The organism is Escherichia sp. TW14182 (genome assembly GCF_000208525.1).
Classification (GTDB): Bacteria; Pseudomonadota; Gammaproteobacteria; order Enterobacterales; family Enterobacteriaceae; genus Escherichia; species Escherichia ruysiae.
The window spans coordinates 23,877-39,613 of sequence record NZ_AEJZ01000112.1 but is presented as its reverse complement, the minus strand read 5'-3'; the positions used below and the strand labels follow the sequence as shown (position 1 = coordinate 39,613).

Sequence of the window (15,737 nt, the reverse complement as noted above, 5' to 3'; positions counted from 1 at the left end):
GCGGGGGCCAGTGGCTATGTGGTTAAGCCATTTACCGCCGCGACGCTGGAGGAAAAACTCAACAAAATCTTTGAGAAACTGGGCATGTGAGGATGCGACTATGATGCAACCATCAATCAAACCTGCTGATGAACATGCAGCCGGCGATATCATCGCGCGCATCGGCAGCCTGACGCGTATGCTGCGTGACAGCCTGCGCGAGCTGGGACTGGATCAGGCGATAGCCGAAGCTGCGGAAGCCATCCCTGATGCCCGCGATCGCTTGTTCTACGTTGTGCAGATGACTGCGCAGGCCGCAGAGCGGGCGCTGAACAGTGTTGAGGCGTCACAACCGCATCAGGATGAAATGGAGGAATCGGCAAAAGCATTAACCCAACGCTGGGATGACTGGTTCGCCGATCCGATTGACCTTGCCGACGCCCGTGAACTGGTGACAGATACGCGGCAATTTCTGGCGGATGTGCCCGCTCATACCAGCTTCACAAACGCGCAGTTACTGGAAATTATGATGGCGCAGGATTTTCAGGATCTCACCGGGCAGGTGATTAAACGGATGATGGATGTGATTCAGGAAATTGAACGCCAGTTGTTGATGGTGCTGCTGGAAAATATCCCGGAACAGGATGCGCGTCCGAAACGTGAAAACCAGAGTTTGCTTAACGGACCACAGGTCGATACCAGCAAAGCCGGTGTGGTTGCCAGTCAGGATCAGGTGGACGATTTGTTGGATAGTCTTGGGTTTTGATTTGTATTGCCTGATGTGACGTGACCGCGTCATATCAGGCGGTCGGATAAGGCGTTTACGCCACATCCGACAAACGTGCGCCCTGTCTGATGTACTGCGGTAAAAGCCCTAAAGCCCACCTGTTTTGCCACTTATTCCAGGCATTGAATGCTTTCCGCTCTGGCATTATTCACGCTTATTACCATTTCCAGGATTGGCGACGTGTCTGACGAGAGCGACGACAAAACAGAAGCTCCCACACCTCACCGACTTGAAAAAGCGCGGGAAGAGGGGCAGATCCCGCGCTCCCGTGAGCTGACCTCACTGCTCATTTTACTGGTGGGCGTGTGTGTTATTTGGTTTGGTGGCGCGTCTCTGGCACGGCGGTTGTCGGGGATGCTCTCCGCCGGGCTGCATTTTGATCACAGCATCATCAATGACCCCAACCTCATTCTCGGACAGATTATTTTGCTGATCAGAGAAGCCATGCTTGCACTGTTGCCGCTGATTAGCGGTGTGGTGCTGGTGGCGCTCATTTCGCCGGTCATGCTGGGGGGGCTGGTATTTAGTGGTAAATCATTGCAACCGAAGTTTTCCAAACTCAACCCACTACCGGGCATTAAACGTATTTTCTCGGCGCAAACTGGCGCGGAGCTGCTGAAAGCTATCCTGAAATCTACACTGGTTGGCTGCGTTACTGGCTTTTATCTCTGGCATCACTGGCCGCAGATGATGCGCTTAATGGCGCAGTCACCCATTACCGCAATGGCTAATGCGATGGATGTTGTGGGGTTGTGTGCACTTTTAGTGGTGCTTGGTGTCATTCCGATGGTGGGATTTGACGTCTTTTTTCAAATTTTCAGCCACCTGAAAAAGCTGCGTATGTCACGGCAGGATATTCGTGATGAGTTCAAACAAAGCGAAGGCGATCCGCATGTCAAAGGGCGAATTCGTCAGATGCAGCGTGCTGCCGCGCGGCGTCGGATGATGGCCGATGTGCCGAAAGCGGACGTCATTGTTAATAACCCAACTCACTATTCAGTGGCATTGCAGTATGACGAAAACAAAATGAGCGCGCCGAAAGTCGTTGCTAAAGGCGCGGGGCTGGTGGCGTTACGCATTCGTGAAATCGCCGCTGAAAATAACGTCCCGACTCTTGAAGCGCCGCCGCTGGCGCGCGCGCTGTATCGACACGCAGAAATCGGCCAACAAATTCCCGGTCAACTGTATGCCGCCGTGGCGGAAGTGCTGGCCTGGGTCTGGCAACTGAAACGCTGGCGTCTGGCCGGTGGACAACGTCCTGAACAACCCACTCATCTTCCGGTGCCGGAAGCCCTGGATTTTATCAACGAGAAACCGTCCCATGAGTAATCTGGCCGCGATGCTGCGCCTGCCCGCAAACCTGAAATCGACACAGTGGCAGATCCTTGCCGGACCTATTTTGATCCTGCTGATCTTGTCGATGATGGTGCTGCCACTGCCCGCATTCATTCTCGACCTGCTGTTCACTTTCAACATTGCCTTGTCGATTATGGTGTTGCTGGTGGCGATGTTTACCCAGCGCACGCTTGAGTTTGCCGCGTTTCCGACCATTCTGTTGTTTACCACGCTGCTGCGTCTGGCGCTTAATGTGGCTTCCACGCGTATCATTTTGATGGAAGGGCATACTGGCGCGGCGGCGGCAGGGAAGGTGGTTGAAGCATTTGGTCATTTTCTCGTGGGCGGTAACTTTGCCATCGGCATTGTGGTGTTTGTCATCCTCGTGATCATCAACTTTATGGTCATTACCAAAGGTGCCGGACGTATCGCGGAAGTGGGTGCGCGCTTTGTTCTCGACGGAATGCCAGGAAAACAGATGGCGATTGATGCCGACCTCAACGCTGGCCTGATTGGCGAAGATGAAGCAAAAAAGCGACGTTCAGAAGTGACCCAGGAAGCTGATTTTTACGGCTCAATGGACGGGGCGAGTAAGTTTGTCCGTGGTGACGCCATCGCCGGGATCCTCATCATGGTCATTAACGTTGTTGGCGGATTGCTGGTTGGGGTGTTGCAACATGGCATGAGTATGGGTCATGCAGCGGAAAGTTATACGCTGTTGACCATCGGTGATGGTCTGGTCGCGCAAATACCTGCGCTGGTTATTTCTACCGCTGCGGGGGTTATCGTTACGCGAGTCAGTACCGATCAGGACGTTGGCGAGCAGATGGTGAATCAGCTTTTCAGTAACCCCAGCGTCATGTTGTTAAGTGCCGCAGTGCTCGGTTTACTGGGGCTGGTGCCGGGAATGCCAAACCTGGTATTTTTACTGTTCACAGCGGGATTGCTGGGGCTGGCATGGTGGGTTCGTGGACGTGAACAAAAAGCGCCCGCTGAACCGAAACCAGTGAAGATGGCGGAAAATAATGCCGTTGTCGAAGCGACCTGGAACGATGTGCAACTGGAAGATTCTCTGGGAATGGAAGTGGGTTATCGGCTGATTCCGATGGTCGATTTTCAGCAGGATGGCGAGTTGCTTGGTCGTATTCGCAGTATTCGCAAGAAATTTGCTCAGGAGATGGGCTTTCTACCGCCAGTGGTGCACATCCGCGACAATATGGATCTACAGCCTGCCCGCTATCGTATCTTGATGAAAGGCGTTGAGATTGGCAGTGGTGATGCTTATCCGGGGCGCTGGCTGGCCATTAACCCAGGAACAGCCGCCGGGACGCTACCCGGTGAAGTGACTGTCGATCCGGCATTTGGTCTTAATGCTATCTGGATCGAAAGTGCGCTAAAAGAACAAGCGCAGATTCAGGGATATACGGTGGTTGAAGCCAGTACAGTGGTGGCAACGCATCTTAACCACCTCATCAGTCAACATGCCGCAGAACTGTTTGGTCGTCAGGAGGCGCAGCAGTTACTGGATCGCGTGGCGCAGGAGATGCCAAAACTAACGGAGGATTTGGTTCCTGGCGTTATCACGCTTACCACGCTGCATAAAGTGCTACAAAACCTGCTTGATGAAAAAGTACCGATCCGCGATATGCGCACCATTCTTGAAACGCTGGCGGAACATGCGCCTATCCAGAGCGATCCGCATGAATTAACCGCCGTCGTGCGCGTGGCGCTGGGGCGGGCAATTACTCAGCAGTGGTTCCCCGGTAAAGATGAAGTTCACGTTATCGGTCTGGACACGCCACTGGAGCGTTTACTGTTACAGGCGTTGCAGGGCGGTGGCGGACTGGAACCGGGGCTGGCGGATCGTTTGCTGGCACAGACCCAGGAAGCATTATCCCGTCAGGAGATGCTGGGTGCGCCGCCAGTACTGTTGGTGAACCACGCGCTGCGTCCGCTATTGTCTCGCTTTCTGCGCCGTAGCCTGCCGCAACTGGTGGTACTGTCGAATCTCGAACTCTCTGATAACCGGCAGATTCGGATGACGGCGACTATTGGGGGTAAATAATGAGGATCTTACTGGCGATATTGTTGTTTCCGCTGGTTGTACAAGCCGCCGGGGAGGGGATGTGGCAGACAAGTAGTGTGGGCGTTACGCTAAATCATCGCGGTGAGTCGATGTCGTCAGCGCCTCTTTCTTCGCGACAACCAGCATCAGGATTGATGACGCTGGTGGCGTGGCGTTATCAGCTTATCGGCCCGACACCATCGGGGCTGCGGGTACGCTTGTGTTCACAATCTCGTTGTGTCGAGTTAGACGGGCAGAGCGGGAGCACTGTGGCCTTTTCCGGTATACCGGCGGCAGAACCGTTGCGATTTATCTGGGAAGTGCCTGGCGGTGGGCGGTTAATTCCGCCGCTGAAGGTACAACGTAATGAAGTGATTGTGAATTACCGTTAGTGATAAAAAAGCCGATGTCTGCAACGACATCGGCCTTTGCGGTATAACGCGATTACATACGCTCTACCGTCTCAATACCCAGCGTATCCAGACCCAGTTTCAGCGTCTTCGCCGTCAGTTGCGCCAGTTTCAGACGGCTGTTACGCACTTCTTCGTTTTCTGCGCTAAGGATCGGGCAGTGCTCGTAGAAGCCAGAGAACAGACCGGCCAGATCGTACAGATAAGCACACATCACGTGCGGCGTGCCTTCACGGGCAACCACAGTGAGGGTTTCTTCAAACTGCAACAGGCGAGCTGCCAGTTGTGCTTCGCGATCTTCACGAATGATTACCGGAGCGGCAGCCAGTTGTTCTTCGTTAATTTCTGCTTTACGGAACACGGACAACACACGGGTGTAGGCATACTGCATGTACGGCGCAGTATTACCCTCAAACGCCAGCATGTTGTCCCAGTCGAAGATGTAGTCGGTGGTGCGGTTTTTGGAGAGATCCGCGTATTTCACCGCACCGATACCCACAGCATTGGCCAGTTTTTCCAGCTCGTCGGCTGGCATATCCGGGTTCTTCTCTGCCACCAGACGACGTGCACGCTCCAGGGCTTCATCCAGCAGATCGGCCAGTTTCACTGTACCGCCAGCACGGGTTTTAAACGGTTTGCCGTCTTTGCCCAGCATCATGCCAAACATGTGGTGTTCCAGCGGTACGGATTCCGGCACGTAGCCTGCTTTACGGACGATCGCCCACGCCTGCATCAGGTGTTGATGCTGACGGGAGTCGATGTAATACAGCACGCGATCGGCATGTAGCGTCTCGTAACGGTACTTCGCACAGGCGATATCGGTGGTGGTGTAGAGATAGCCGCCATCTTTCTTCTGAATGATCACACCCATCGGTTCGCCTTCCTTGTTTTTGAACTCATCAAGGAATACGACGGTTGCGCCTTCGCTTTCTACTGCCAGACCTTTGGCTTTCAGATCCGCCACGATACCCGGCAGCATCGGGTTGTACAGGCTTTCGCCCATCACGTCATCACGGGTCAGCGTCACGTTCAGACGATCGTAGGTGATCTGGTTCTGCGTCATGGTGATGTCGACCAGCTTGCGCCACATCTCGCGGAAATATTCGTCACCGCTTTGCAGTTTTACCACGTAGTTACGTGCACGCTCGGCGAACTCTTCATCTTCGTCGTAATGCTTTTTCGCATCGCGGTAGAAACCTTCAAGGTCAGCCAGCTCCATTTCACCGGCGTTTTCCTGCTGCTGCTTTTCCAGCCATGCAATCAGCATACCGAACTGAGTGCCCCAGTCGCCGACGTGGTTAGCACGAATCACTTTGTGACCGAGGAACTCCAGAGTACGTACTGCCGCGTCACCAATGATAGTGGAACGCAGATGACCGACGTGCATCTCTTTCGCCACGTTTGGCGCGGAGTAGTCAACCACAATGGTCTGTTTTTCTGGCGTAGCAACACCGAGACGATCGGACGCCAGCGCCTGCTGAACATGTTCAGCCAGGAATGCCGGATCAAGGAAAATGTTGATAAAGCCAGGACCGGCGATCTCAACTTTGCTGGCGATACCGTTAAGATCCAGATGAGTCAGCACCTGCTCTGCTAATTGTCGCGGTGCCATACCCAGTTTTTTAGCAACTGCCATCATGCCGTTAGCCTGATAGTCGCCGAACTGAACTTTTGCTGACTGACGAACCTGCGGTTCGCAATCCGCAGGCGCGCCTGCCGCAATCATGGCCTGACGGACTTTTTCTGAGAGAAGAGCCTGAATATTCACCGGAATACCTTACATTGATGAAGCGAGCAAAAATTGCCCGCACCAGTTAAAGAAATTAGGGCGGGAGTATACTGCAAATGGCTGTTTTCGTCAGCAACGTGCGCGTGGCGTATTGCCGTTTTCACTATTGCATCAGGAGCGGCGTGAAATCAGCGGTTGGTTGGCGCAGGGCAACAGGGTAAATTAACGCTTTTACCGAAGACGAAGAGTGATTATGGCGAACTGGCAATCTATCGACGAGTTGCAGGATATTGCAACGGATTTACCGCGATTTATCCACGCATTAGACGAACTTTCACGGCGTCTGGGGCTGGATATTACTCCGCTGACTGCCGATCACATTTCTTTGCGTTGCCATCAAAACGCCACCGCTGAACGCTGGCGTCGCGGGTTTGAACAGTGCGGCGAACTCCTGTCAGAAAATATGATCAATGGTAGACCGATTTGCCTGTTTAAATTGCGTGAACCGGTACAGGTTGCTCACTGGCAGTTTTCGATTGTTGAGTTGCCGTGGCCAGGGGAAAAACGCTACCCGCATGAAGGTTGGGAACATATCGAAATTGTTCTGCCAGGAGAGCCGGAAACGCTGAATGCCCGCGCGCTGGCGTTGCTTTCTGATGAAGGACTAAGCCTGCCGGGGATCTCGGTTAAAACCAGTTCGCCAAAAGGTGAGCATGAACGATTACCGAATCCGACGCTGGCGGTCACCGATGGTAAAACGACTATAAAATTTCATCCATGGTCCATTGAAGAGATCGTTGCCAGCGAGCAGTCGGCGTAATTAAGGAGCAAAAATGGCATTACTGGAAATTTGCTGTTACAGCATGGAATGCGCGCTGACGGCGCAGCAAAACGGTGCCGACAGAATAGAATTGTGTGCGGCACCGAAAGAAGGGGGGCTAACGCCGTCACTGGGCGTTCTGAAGTCCGTGCGCCAGCATGTTACGATCCCCGTACATCCGATCATCCGCCCACGCGGTGGCGATTTTTGCTACAGCGACGGCGAGTTTGCCGCCATTCTTGAAGATATCCGCACAGTGCGTGAATTAGGATTTCCTGGACTGGTGACGGGGGTTCTGGATGTTGATGGTAATGTCGATATGCCACGAATGGAAAAAATAATGGCGGCTGCTGGTCCGCTGGCCGTCACTTTTCATCGTGCCTTCGATATGTGCGCTAACCCTTTAAATACATTGAATAACCTTGCTGAATTAGGCATTGCCAGGGTGCTGACATCGGGGCAAAAATCTGATGCACTGCAAGGTTTATCAAAAATTATGGAACTTATTGCCTATGGTGATGCTCCAATCATCATGGCCGGAGCAGGAGTCCGTGCAGAAAACCTGCACCATTTCCTCGATGCCGGGGTGCTGGAAGTCCATAGCTCTGCAGGAGCGTGGCAAGCCTCACCGATGCGTTATCGTAATCAGGGATTGTCCATGTCATCGGATGCACACGCGGACGAGTATTCGCGTTATGTCGTAGACGGGACGGCGGTTGCTGAAATGAAAGGAATCATTGAGCGCCATCAGGCCAAATGATTTTTACCGTTGCATCATGTCGCCCAATATGATGCTTGCTCGTACCAGGCCCCTGCCCATTCAACAGGGGCCTTTTTTTATCCTTGAGAAGTATGAAAAATGAACAGTTGCCGTGTCATATCGACTTCGTAATAGCGCGCCAAATCATGCTACTAAAAATGTTATATATATTCATATTAACTATGTAATTTAAATTATTAAAACTGCCAAATATATATTAAAAAATAACGGCTGGTTTCTTCTTTAATAATTAATGGTTAAATTGCAATAAATCATATTCTTTGTCGATTATTTCAGGCAGTGTTGTGCCGAATTTAGTGAGTTATTAATTCGTTGTATATTTATTTATACAGCTGGTTCGGTGTACTGGAATTTAATTAGAGGAATCTATGCGAGGGAAAAAACGCATTGGGTTATTTTTTCTGCTCATAGCAGTAGTGGTGGGTAGCGGTGGGTTATTGTTGGCGCAAAAAACGTTGCACAAAACGTCGGAAACGGCATTTTGTCTTTCCTGCCACTCAATGAGCAAACCGTTTGAGGAATATCAGGGGACTGTCCATTTCTCTAATCAAAAAGGTATTCGTGCTGAATGTGCCGATTGCCATATTCCAAAGTCAGGAATGGATTATTTATTTGCTAAATTAAAAGCATCTAAAGATATTTATCATGAATTTGTTAGCGGCAAAATAGACAGCGACGATAAGTTCGAATCCCATCGTCAGGAAATGGCCGAAACAGTGTGGAAAGAATTAAAAGCCTCAGACTCTGCAACGTGCCGTAGTTGCCATTCTTTTGATGCCATGGATATTGCATCGCAAAGTGAAGCTGCGCAGAAAATGCATACCAAAGCGCAAAAAGATGGCGAAACGTGTATTGATTGCCACAAAGGGATTGCCCATTTTCCGCCAGAAATAAAAATGGATGACAACGCGGCGCATGAACTGGAAAGTCAGGCCGCCACATCAGTGACTAATGGCGCGCATATTTATCCTTTCAAACCTTCCCGCATAGGTGAACTGGCTACTGTGAATCCAGGCACCGATCTTACGGTTGTTGATGCCAGTGGCAAACAGCCGCTCGTCCTGTTGCAGGGTTATCAGATGCAGGGCAGTGAAAACACGCTCTACCTGGCGGCAGGTCAACGACTGGCGTTAGCCACACTGAGTGAAGAAGGTATCAAGGCGCTAACGATAAATGGGGAATGGAAAGCTGACGAATACGGTAATCAATGGCGTAAGGCGTCATTACAGGGGCCGCTTACCGATCCCGCATTAGCGGACCGTAAACCGCTATGGCAATACGCTGAAAAACTCGACGATACCTATTGCGCTGGTTGCCATGCACCTATTGCCGCCGATCATTACACCGTCAATGCATGGCCGTCCATTGCCAAAGGGATGGGGGCGCGAACCAGCATGAGCGAAAACGAACTGGATATTTTGACGCGGTACTTCCAGTACAACGCTAAAGATATTACCGAGAAACAGTGATCTTCGTTGATCAGGGAGGAAGTTATGACATTAACAAGACGTGAGTTTATTAAACATAGCGGTATTGCGGCAGGGGCGCTGGTGGTGACATCGGCTGTACCGTTACCTGCATGGGCAGAAGAGAAGGGCGGTAAAATTCTTACCGCAGGCCGTTGGGGAGCGATGAACGTAGAAGTGAATGACGGTAAAATTGTTTCTTCTACAGGCGCGCTGGCGAAGACCATCCCGAACTCTTTGCAATCTACGGCGGCGGATCAGGTGCATACCACGGCGCGTATTCAGCATCCGATGGTGCGAAAAAGCTATCTCGATAATCCACTGCAACCGGCGAAAGGTCGCGGCGACGACAGTTACGTTCAGGTGAGCTGGGAACAAGCATTAAAACTGATTCATGAGCAACACGATCGCATTCGCAAGGCCAATGGACCATCTGCCATTTTTGCCGGATCTTACGGCTGGCGTTCTTCTGGCGTGTTGCATAAAGCGCAAACTTTACTGCAACGTTATATGAATCTGGCGGGTGGTTATTCAGGACATAGTGGCGATTACTCAACCGGAGCTGCGCAGGTGATCATGCCGCACGTTGTCGGTTCCGTGGAGGTTTATGAACAGCAGACCTCCTGGCCGCTGATTCTGGAAAACAGCCAGGTGGTGGTGCTGTGGGGGATGAACCCGCTGAATACCTTAAAAATTGCCTGGAGTAGTACCGATGAGCAAGGGCTGGAGTACTTCCATCAACTGAAGAAATCCGGCAAACCGGTGATTGCCATTGATCCTATCCGTTCCGAAACGATCGAGTTCTTTGGCGACAACGCTACCTGGATCGCGCCGAATATGGGGACTGACGTGGCGCTGATGTTAGGGATTGCGCATACCCTTCTGACACAAGGCAAACACGATAAAGCGTTCCTTGAAAAATACACCACTGGCTATCCGCAGTTTGAAGAGTATCTGACAGGCAAGAAAGATAATACGCCGAAGAGCGCGGCCTGGGCGGCGGAAATTACCGGTGTGCCGGAAGCGCAGATAGTCAAACTCGCCGAACTGATGGCGGCGAATCGCACGATGCTGATGGCCGGCTGGGGAATCCAACGCCAGCAATACGGTGAACAGAAACACTGGATGCTGGTGACCCTGGCGGCCATGCTAGGGCAGATTGGTACGCCGGGCGGCGGCTTTGGTTTCTCTTATCATTACTCCAACGGTGGCAATCCAACACGCGTTGGTGGCGTACTGCCGGAAATGTCTGCGGCGATTGCCGGACAGGCCAGCGAGGCCGCTGATGATGGCGGAATGACGGCGATCCCTGTCGCCCGTATTGTCGATGCGCTGGAAAATCCTGGCGGCAAATATCAGCACAACGGTAAAGAACAAACTTACCCAAATATCAAAATGATCTGGTGGGCTGGCGGCGGTAATTTCACCCATCACCAGGATACCAATCGTCTGATCAAAGCCTGGCAGAAACCAGAGCTGATCGTCGTTTCTGAATGTTACTGGACGGCAGCAGCTAAACACGCGGATATCGTATTACCGATCACCACATCGTTTGAGCGCAATGACCTGACGATGACCGGCGACTACAGCAACCAGCACATCGTACCGATGAAGCAAGTGGTTGCGCCGCAGTTTGAAGCACGTAACGATTTTGACGTGTTTGCCGATCTTGCTGAATTACTGAAACCTGGCGGAAAAGAGATCTATACCGAAGGTAAAGATGAAATGGCGTGGCTGAAATTTTTCTATGATGCCGCTCAGAAAGGTGCGCGTGCGCAACGCGTCACTATGCCGATGTTTAATGCCTTCTGGCAGCAAAATAAACTGCTTGAAATGCGCCGCAGCGAGAAGAACGAGCAATATGTTCGCTATGGCGATTTCCGCGCCGATCCGGTGAAAAATGCGCTGGGTACGCCAAGCGGCAAAATTGAGATCTATTCCAAAACGCTGGAAAAATTTGCTTATAAGGATTGCCCGGCACACCCAACCTGGCTTGCACCTGATGAGTGGAAAGGCACCGCCGACGAGAAGCAGTTGCAGCTTCTGACCGCGCATCCGGCACATCGTTTACACAGTCAGCTTAACTATGCGGAACTGCGTAAAAAATATGCGGTTGCCGATCGTGAGCCGCTCACCATTCATACAGAAGATGCTGCTCGCTTTGGCATTGCGAACGGCGATCTGGTACGCGTCTGGAACAAACGCGGTCAGATCCTGACGGGAGCCGTGGTGACTGACGGGATCAAAAAAGGCGTGGTGTGCGTGCATGAAGGCGCATGGCCGGATCTGGAGAATGGCTTGTGTAAAAACGGCTGCGCAAACGTGTTAACGGCGGATATTCCCAGCTCGCAGCTGGCGAATGCCTGTGCCGGTAACACCTCGTTGGTGTATATCGAAAAATACACGGGCAATGCGCCGAAGTTAACGGCGTTTGATCAGCCAGCCATTCAGGCGTAAGAAGTGAATAGCGCCCGGAAACGGGCGCTAATCTTTACGGTTTGCGCGCAATCAGCACCGCGCGTTTAGGTGCCGGATAACCTTCCACTGTTTTGCCCGGATCATGCGGGTCGAGGAAATCGGCCAGCGATTCAGTAACCATCCATTCAGTGCGACGCTGCTCTTCTGTTGTAGTGACGCTCACGTCCGCAATGCGGATATCAACAAAACCACACTTCTTCAGCCAGTTTTTCAGCGCCAGCGCCGAGGGAATAAAGTAGACATTACGCATTTGCGCGTAACGATCGCCCGGCACCAGTACCGTGTTTTCGTCGCCATCAATAACCAGTGTTTCCAGTACCAGTTCACCTTCATTCACCAGCTGATCTTTCAACTGCCAGAGATGCTCCAGCGGCGAACGGCGATGGTACAGCACACCCATCGAAAAGACGGTATCAAAGGCTTTCAGTGCCGGAAGCTGTTCAATACCTAACGGTAACAGATGAGCGCGCTGATCGTTACCCAGCAGTTTGCGCACCGCTTCAAACTGGCAGAGGAAAAGTTGGGTCGGGTCGATCCCCACCGCGAGGTGCGCGCCTGCGCCGATCATGCGCCACATGTGATAACCGCTGCCGCAGCCGACATCGAGGATCGTGCGCCCGGTCAAATCAGAGAGATGGGGCAGAACACGATCCCATTTCCAGTCGGAACGCCATTCGGTATCAATGTTAACGCCATACAGCGAGAACGGCCCTTTGCGCCACGGCATCAGGTTGCGCATCAGGGTTTCAATGCGTTTAATTTGCCCGGCACTCAGCGGCTCTTCGCTTTCTGCCGTCACGCTATGCAATAAATCAAGACGATACGGTTTAATTTCAGGTAGAAACTCCACCGCATTTGACCACTGCTTAAACAACCCGTGCTGCTGCTCGCGCTGCCAGTTAGCAATCTGCGCGGGCAGCGTTTCGAGCCAGTGTGAAAGATGATTTTTGGCAATCAGAGAATAAAAGTTACCAAAGTCGATCATGCAGCGTCCTCTGCTTTTAATGCCACCAGTGAACCAAAGTTAAAGCACTGGAACCACAGCTCGCTATGCTCAAAACCGGCTTTATGCAGGCGTGCTTTATGGGTTTCCACAGAATCGGTCAGCATCACGTTTTCCAGCATGCTGCGCTTCTGGCTGATCTCCAGTTCGCTGTAACCGTTGGCACGTTTAAAGTCGTGGTGCATGTTGAACAGCAGTTCACCAACTTTGGCATCTTCGAAACTGAATTTTTCCGAAAGCACCAGCGCGCCGCCGGGGTTCAGCCCTTGATAAATTTTATCCAGTAACGCCTGGCGCTCGGAAGGTTCCAGGAATTGCAGGGTAAAATTCAGCACCACCATCGATGCGTTTTCAATGGCGATATCGCGAATATCACCTTCAATAACGTCTACTGGCGTAGGGGCTTTATAGGCGTCAATATGACGACGGCAGCGTTCAATCATCGCCGGGGAGTTGTCGATGGCAATAATTTTGCAATTATCATGATGAATGTTGCGACGCACCGAGAGCGTCGCCGCGCCCAGAGAACAACCCAGATCGTAAACCTGCGTACCAGGTTGAACGAAGCGTTCGGCTAACATACCAATCATGGAAATAATATTGGAATAGCCGGGAACGGAACGCTGGATCATATCCGGGAAGACTTCAGCTACCCGTTCATCAAAGGTCCAGTCGCCCAGTCTGGCGATAGGGGCAGAAAATAGCGTGTCGCGGTGAGACATAACGTAAAAATCCGGGAAAAAGAAAGTGGCGTATTGTGCGCTAACGCAGGGAGAAAACCAACTCCCAGGGCATATACCAAAGATTCGCCAGCACCATCAGCAACAGCGCACACCAGGTGGCGCTCATGCCGGAACGTCGCCAGCGGAACAGACGGTGATGAAAACCGTAATAATGCATCAGACGACCAGCAAGCAAAACGATGCCGCAAATATGCACCATCCAGGTTTCTGCGCCATTCATTTCCATAAACAGCATCAACACAATCGCGATGGGAATATATTCCACCGCGTTACCGTGAATGCGAATGGCGCTTTGCAGTTCGCTAAAACCGCCGTCGCCATAGGCAACGCGATATTGCAAACGCAGGCGAACAACATCGAAAGAGAACTTCATTAATAACAACGCACCTAAAACGGCATACAGCGCGCTTACCATACAAACTCCCTTTAAAATGGCCGATGGCACTTGTCTATAATAGGTGGCAATTTCAGAAAAGAGAAGATTGCTGTGGAATAGCCGGAACTGCTCCGATCTCTGGGAGTGTTTTACGCAAGTCTTCCCACAGAGTATGTACCAGTTCCGGTGCCTGGGCGATATCAGGTGTATGCAGGAAAAGATAAGGCGTGGTGGTCTGTTGCCATTGCGCTAATTTTTGCAACCAGACCTGAAATAATTCCCGGTTTTGTGTCATATCATCGCTACCGATAAAACGGATCAGCGGATTCTTTGCCGTCAACACGGCATGTACCGGAACTTTCGGTTTTTTCCGTTGCGCATCGCGAATGGCTTCATTATGCGGACGTGCTGCATGAACCGGACGGCTGTCTAAAATCACCCGATTAACGCTGCGTTGATGCAAACCTCGATTAAGCGTTTGTTCTTCTTCGCCTTTGGTGAAAAACTGCGGATGGCGGACTTCCACACCATAGGTAAATTCGCCAGGAAGAGAATCGAGAAAGTGCCATAGCGCAGGCAGATCCCGTGGAGCAAACGTGGCGGGCAATTGCAGCCAGTATTGGCCAATGCGCGGCGCTAACGGCGACATACGGGTCAAAAATTCAGTCACTAAATCATCGCAATGCCGCAATGCTGCCTGATGCGAAATGGTTGCCGGAAATTTAAAACAAAAACGAAAATCATCGGTGGTCTGCTCGCGCCAACGCAGAACCACTTCCTGCTTTGGCAGAGCATAAAGGGTGGTGTTGCCCTCCACACAGTTAAAGTGGCGGGCATACTCTTCCAGGCTGGAGATCCCCAAACGCACCCATTTTGGATGCGACCATTGCGGCAGACCGATGTAAATCATAATGCGTTGAGGATCTCTTCCACGCGACGCACGCGGGCAATGCGCGGGTAGATATGGTTGATGCTGTTATTGTGCTGTTCGGTGCTGGCTGCACTACAGGCGTCTTCGGCAATCACCAGATTAAAGCCCAGCTCCCAGGCATTGCGGGCGGTTGATTCGACGCCAATATTGGTTGAGATCCCACATAAGACGATGGTGTCAATGCCACGACGGCGTAATTGTAACTCCAGATCCGTACCGTAAAACGCCCCCCATTGACGTTTGATGATTTCGATATCGCTGTCAGTTGCACCTAACGCCGCAGGATGTTGCCACCAGTTTTCCGGTAACGTTCTGGCAGGTGAGGGAGCATCAACTGGCTGTTTTAATGCTTCGGCGTAATCGGCAGACCAGCCGACGCGCACCAGAAACACAGGCTGTCCGTTAGCTCGAAATTTCGCCGCCAGCTTCCCGGCGCGATTAACGACATCTTCAGCAGTGTGCGAACCACCGGCAAACGGTAAGATGCCTTCTTGTAAATCAATCACCACCAGCGCAGTGGTTTTAGCATTCAGTTCAAGCATGATGACTCCAGATAAAACAAAATCGAGCCTCTCACCTTAATGCGATTAGCCGATGGCAGAACGACAAATTTTGTTAATTTTTATGTGCTCAGGCAACACCTTTATAGCAAACAAGGGTAGAGTCTGATTTCAGGCCTGATATAAAGTGGTAACGAGTCGTTCCAGAGCGGGCCAGACTCTTACGGTGCGGCAGAATTTCCAGTATAATAGCCGCCTTTTTTCATTCAGTTGTGACATACAGCTAACGCTGCGACTTAGGTCACCTGCGCAGCAGGGGACGTCCGCCGGCAGC

General features: G+C 51.8%; 14 protein-coding genes and 1 pseudogene. 9 read left to right on the top strand and 6 right to left on the bottom strand.

Annotated features, from left to right (window positions below):
- From EQY_RS26155 to flhE, 5 genes and pseudogenes are all read left to right on the top strand, one after another.
- A pseudogene (locus EQY_RS26155) lies at window positions 1–90 on the top strand (two-component system response regulator); the annotation flags it as partial.
- A gap of 10 nt (window positions 91–100) precedes the next feature.
- A complete protein-coding gene (cheZ, locus tag EQY_RS0110825) occupies window positions 101–745 on the top strand; it encodes a protein phosphatase CheZ (RefSeq protein WP_000983593.1) in 645 nt (214 codons plus the stop codon).
- 201 nt (window positions 746–946) lie between these two features.
- Window positions 947–2,095, top strand: coding sequence for a flagellar biosynthesis protein FlhB (gene flhB / locus EQY_RS0110820; protein ID WP_024212519.1), 1,149 nt, complete (start codon window positions 947–949; stop codon window positions 2,093–2,095).
- Window positions 2,088–4,166, top strand: a complete 2,079-nt coding sequence (flhA, locus tag EQY_RS0110815; RefSeq protein ID WP_000067001.1) for a flagellar biosynthesis protein FlhA — start codon at window positions 2,088–2,090, stop codon at window positions 4,164–4,166. Before flhB ends, flhA begins: the two co-directional genes overlap by 8 nt.
- A complete protein-coding gene (gene flhE, locus EQY_RS0110810) occupies window positions 4,166–4,558 on the top strand; it encodes a flagellar protein FlhE (protein WP_001221459.1) in 393 nt (130 codons plus the stop codon). Before flhA ends, flhE begins: the two co-directional genes overlap by 1 nt.
- 52 nt (window positions 4,559–4,610) lie before the next feature.
- On the opposite strand, the gene argS is transcribed toward flhE, so the two are convergent.
- Window positions 4,611–6,344, bottom strand: a complete 1,734-nt coding sequence (argS, locus tag EQY_RS0110805) for an arginine--tRNA ligase (RefSeq protein WP_001025326.1) — start codon at window positions 6,342–6,344, stop codon at window positions 4,611–4,613.
- A gap of 214 nt (window positions 6,345–6,558) precedes the next feature.
- On the opposite strand from argS, the gene EQY_RS0110800 reads away from it, so the two are divergent.
- From EQY_RS0110800 to torZ, 4 genes are all read left to right on the top strand, one after another.
- Complete coding sequence (locus tag EQY_RS0110800) at window positions 6,559–7,125, top strand: VOC family protein (protein WP_010345044.1); 567 nt, start codon at window positions 6,559–6,561, stop codon at window positions 7,123–7,125.
- 13 nt (window positions 7,126–7,138) lie between these two features.
- Window positions 7,139–7,885 (top strand): copper homeostasis protein CutC, encoded by a 747-nt coding sequence (gene cutC, locus EQY_RS0110795; protein ID WP_001185707.1) that lies wholly within the window; start codon window positions 7,139–7,141, stop codon window positions 7,883–7,885.
- A gap of 389 nt (window positions 7,886–8,274) precedes the next feature.
- Window positions 8,275–9,375, top strand: coding sequence for a NapC/NirT family cytochrome c (locus tag EQY_RS0110790; RefSeq protein WP_001214269.1), 1,101 nt, complete (start codon window positions 8,275–8,277; stop codon window positions 9,373–9,375).
- A gap of 24 nt (window positions 9,376–9,399) precedes the next feature.
- Window positions 9,400–11,829, top strand: a complete 2,430-nt coding sequence (gene torZ, locus EQY_RS0110785; protein ID WP_000176863.1) for a trimethylamine N-oxide reductase TorZ — start codon at window positions 9,400–9,402, stop codon at window positions 11,827–11,829.
- Window positions 11,830–11,863: 34 nt separating this feature from the next.
- On the opposite strand, the gene cmoB is transcribed toward torZ, so the two are convergent.
- The 5 genes from cmoB to EQY_RS0110760 are packed head-to-tail and all read right to left on the bottom strand — an operon-like array spanning window position 11,864 to window position 15,445.
- Window positions 11,864–12,835 (bottom strand): tRNA 5-methoxyuridine(34)/uridine 5-oxyacetic acid(34) synthase CmoB, encoded by a 972-nt coding sequence (gene cmoB, locus EQY_RS0110780; RefSeq protein ID WP_000564725.1) that lies wholly within the window; start codon window positions 12,833–12,835, stop codon window positions 11,864–11,866.
- Complete coding sequence (cmoA, locus tag EQY_RS0110775; protein WP_000019588.1) at window positions 12,832–13,575, bottom strand: carboxy-S-adenosyl-L-methionine synthase CmoA; 744 nt, start codon at window positions 13,573–13,575, stop codon at window positions 12,832–12,834. Before cmoA ends, cmoB begins: the two co-directional genes overlap by 4 nt.
- 40 nt (window positions 13,576–13,615) lie before the next feature.
- Complete coding sequence (locus tag EQY_RS0110770; RefSeq protein WP_010345040.1) at window positions 13,616–14,011, bottom strand: MAPEG family protein; 396 nt, start codon at window positions 14,009–14,011, stop codon at window positions 13,616–13,618.
- Between the two features lie 52 nt (window positions 14,012–14,063).
- Window positions 14,064–14,882 carry a DUF72 domain-containing protein gene (locus EQY_RS0110765; RefSeq protein WP_000639253.1) on the bottom strand — a complete coding sequence of 273 codons (819 nt, stop codon included), beginning with the start codon at window positions 14,880–14,882 and terminating at the stop codon, window positions 14,064–14,066.
- Complete coding sequence (locus EQY_RS0110760; RefSeq protein WP_000891647.1) at window positions 14,879–15,445, bottom strand: hydrolase; 567 nt, start codon at window positions 15,443–15,445, stop codon at window positions 14,879–14,881. The genes EQY_RS0110765 and EQY_RS0110760 overlap by 4 nt, the downstream gene beginning before the upstream one ends.
- Window positions 15,446–15,737: the final 292 nt, after the last annotated feature.

Bases quoted from the DNA above. Each gene is read 5' to 3' on its own strand.
- cheZ (WP_000983593.1), top strand. From the start codon at position 101: ATGATGCAACCATCAATCAAACCTGCTGATGAACATGCAGCCGGCGAT.
- flhA (WP_000067001.1), top strand. From the start codon at position 2,088: ATGAGTAATCTGGCCGCGATGCTGCGCCTGCCCGCAAACCTGAAATCG.
- flhE (WP_001221459.1), top strand. From the start codon at position 4,166: ATGAGGATCTTACTGGCGATATTGTTGTTTCCGCTGGTTGTACAAGCC.
- EQY_RS0110800 (WP_010345044.1), top strand. From the start codon at position 6,559: ATGGCGAACTGGCAATCTATCGACGAGTTGCAGGATATTGCAACGGAT.
- cutC (WP_001185707.1), top strand. From the start codon at position 7,139: ATGGCATTACTGGAAATTTGCTGTTACAGCATGGAATGCGCGCTGACG.
- EQY_RS0110790 (WP_001214269.1), top strand. From the start codon at position 8,275: ATGCGAGGGAAAAAACGCATTGGGTTATTTTTTCTGCTCATAGCAGTA.
- torZ (WP_000176863.1), top strand. From the start codon at position 9,400: ATGACATTAACAAGACGTGAGTTTATTAAACATAGCGGTATTGCGGCA.
- cmoB (WP_000564725.1), bottom strand. From the start codon at position 12,835: ATGATCGACTTTGGTAACTTTTATTCTCTGATTGCCAAAAATCATCTT.
- cmoA (WP_000019588.1), bottom strand. From the start codon at position 13,575: ATGTCTCACCGCGACACGCTATTTTCTGCCCCTATCGCCAGACTGGGC.
- EQY_RS0110770 (WP_010345040.1), bottom strand. From the start codon at position 14,011: ATGGTAAGCGCGCTGTATGCCGTTTTAGGTGCGTTGTTATTAATGAAG.
- EQY_RS0110765 (WP_000639253.1), bottom strand. From the start codon at position 14,882: ATGATTTACATCGGTCTGCCGCAATGGTCGCATCCAAAATGGGTGCGT.
- EQY_RS0110760 (WP_000891647.1), bottom strand. From the start codon at position 15,445: ATGCTTGAACTGAATGCTAAAACCACTGCGCTGGTGGTGATTGATTTA.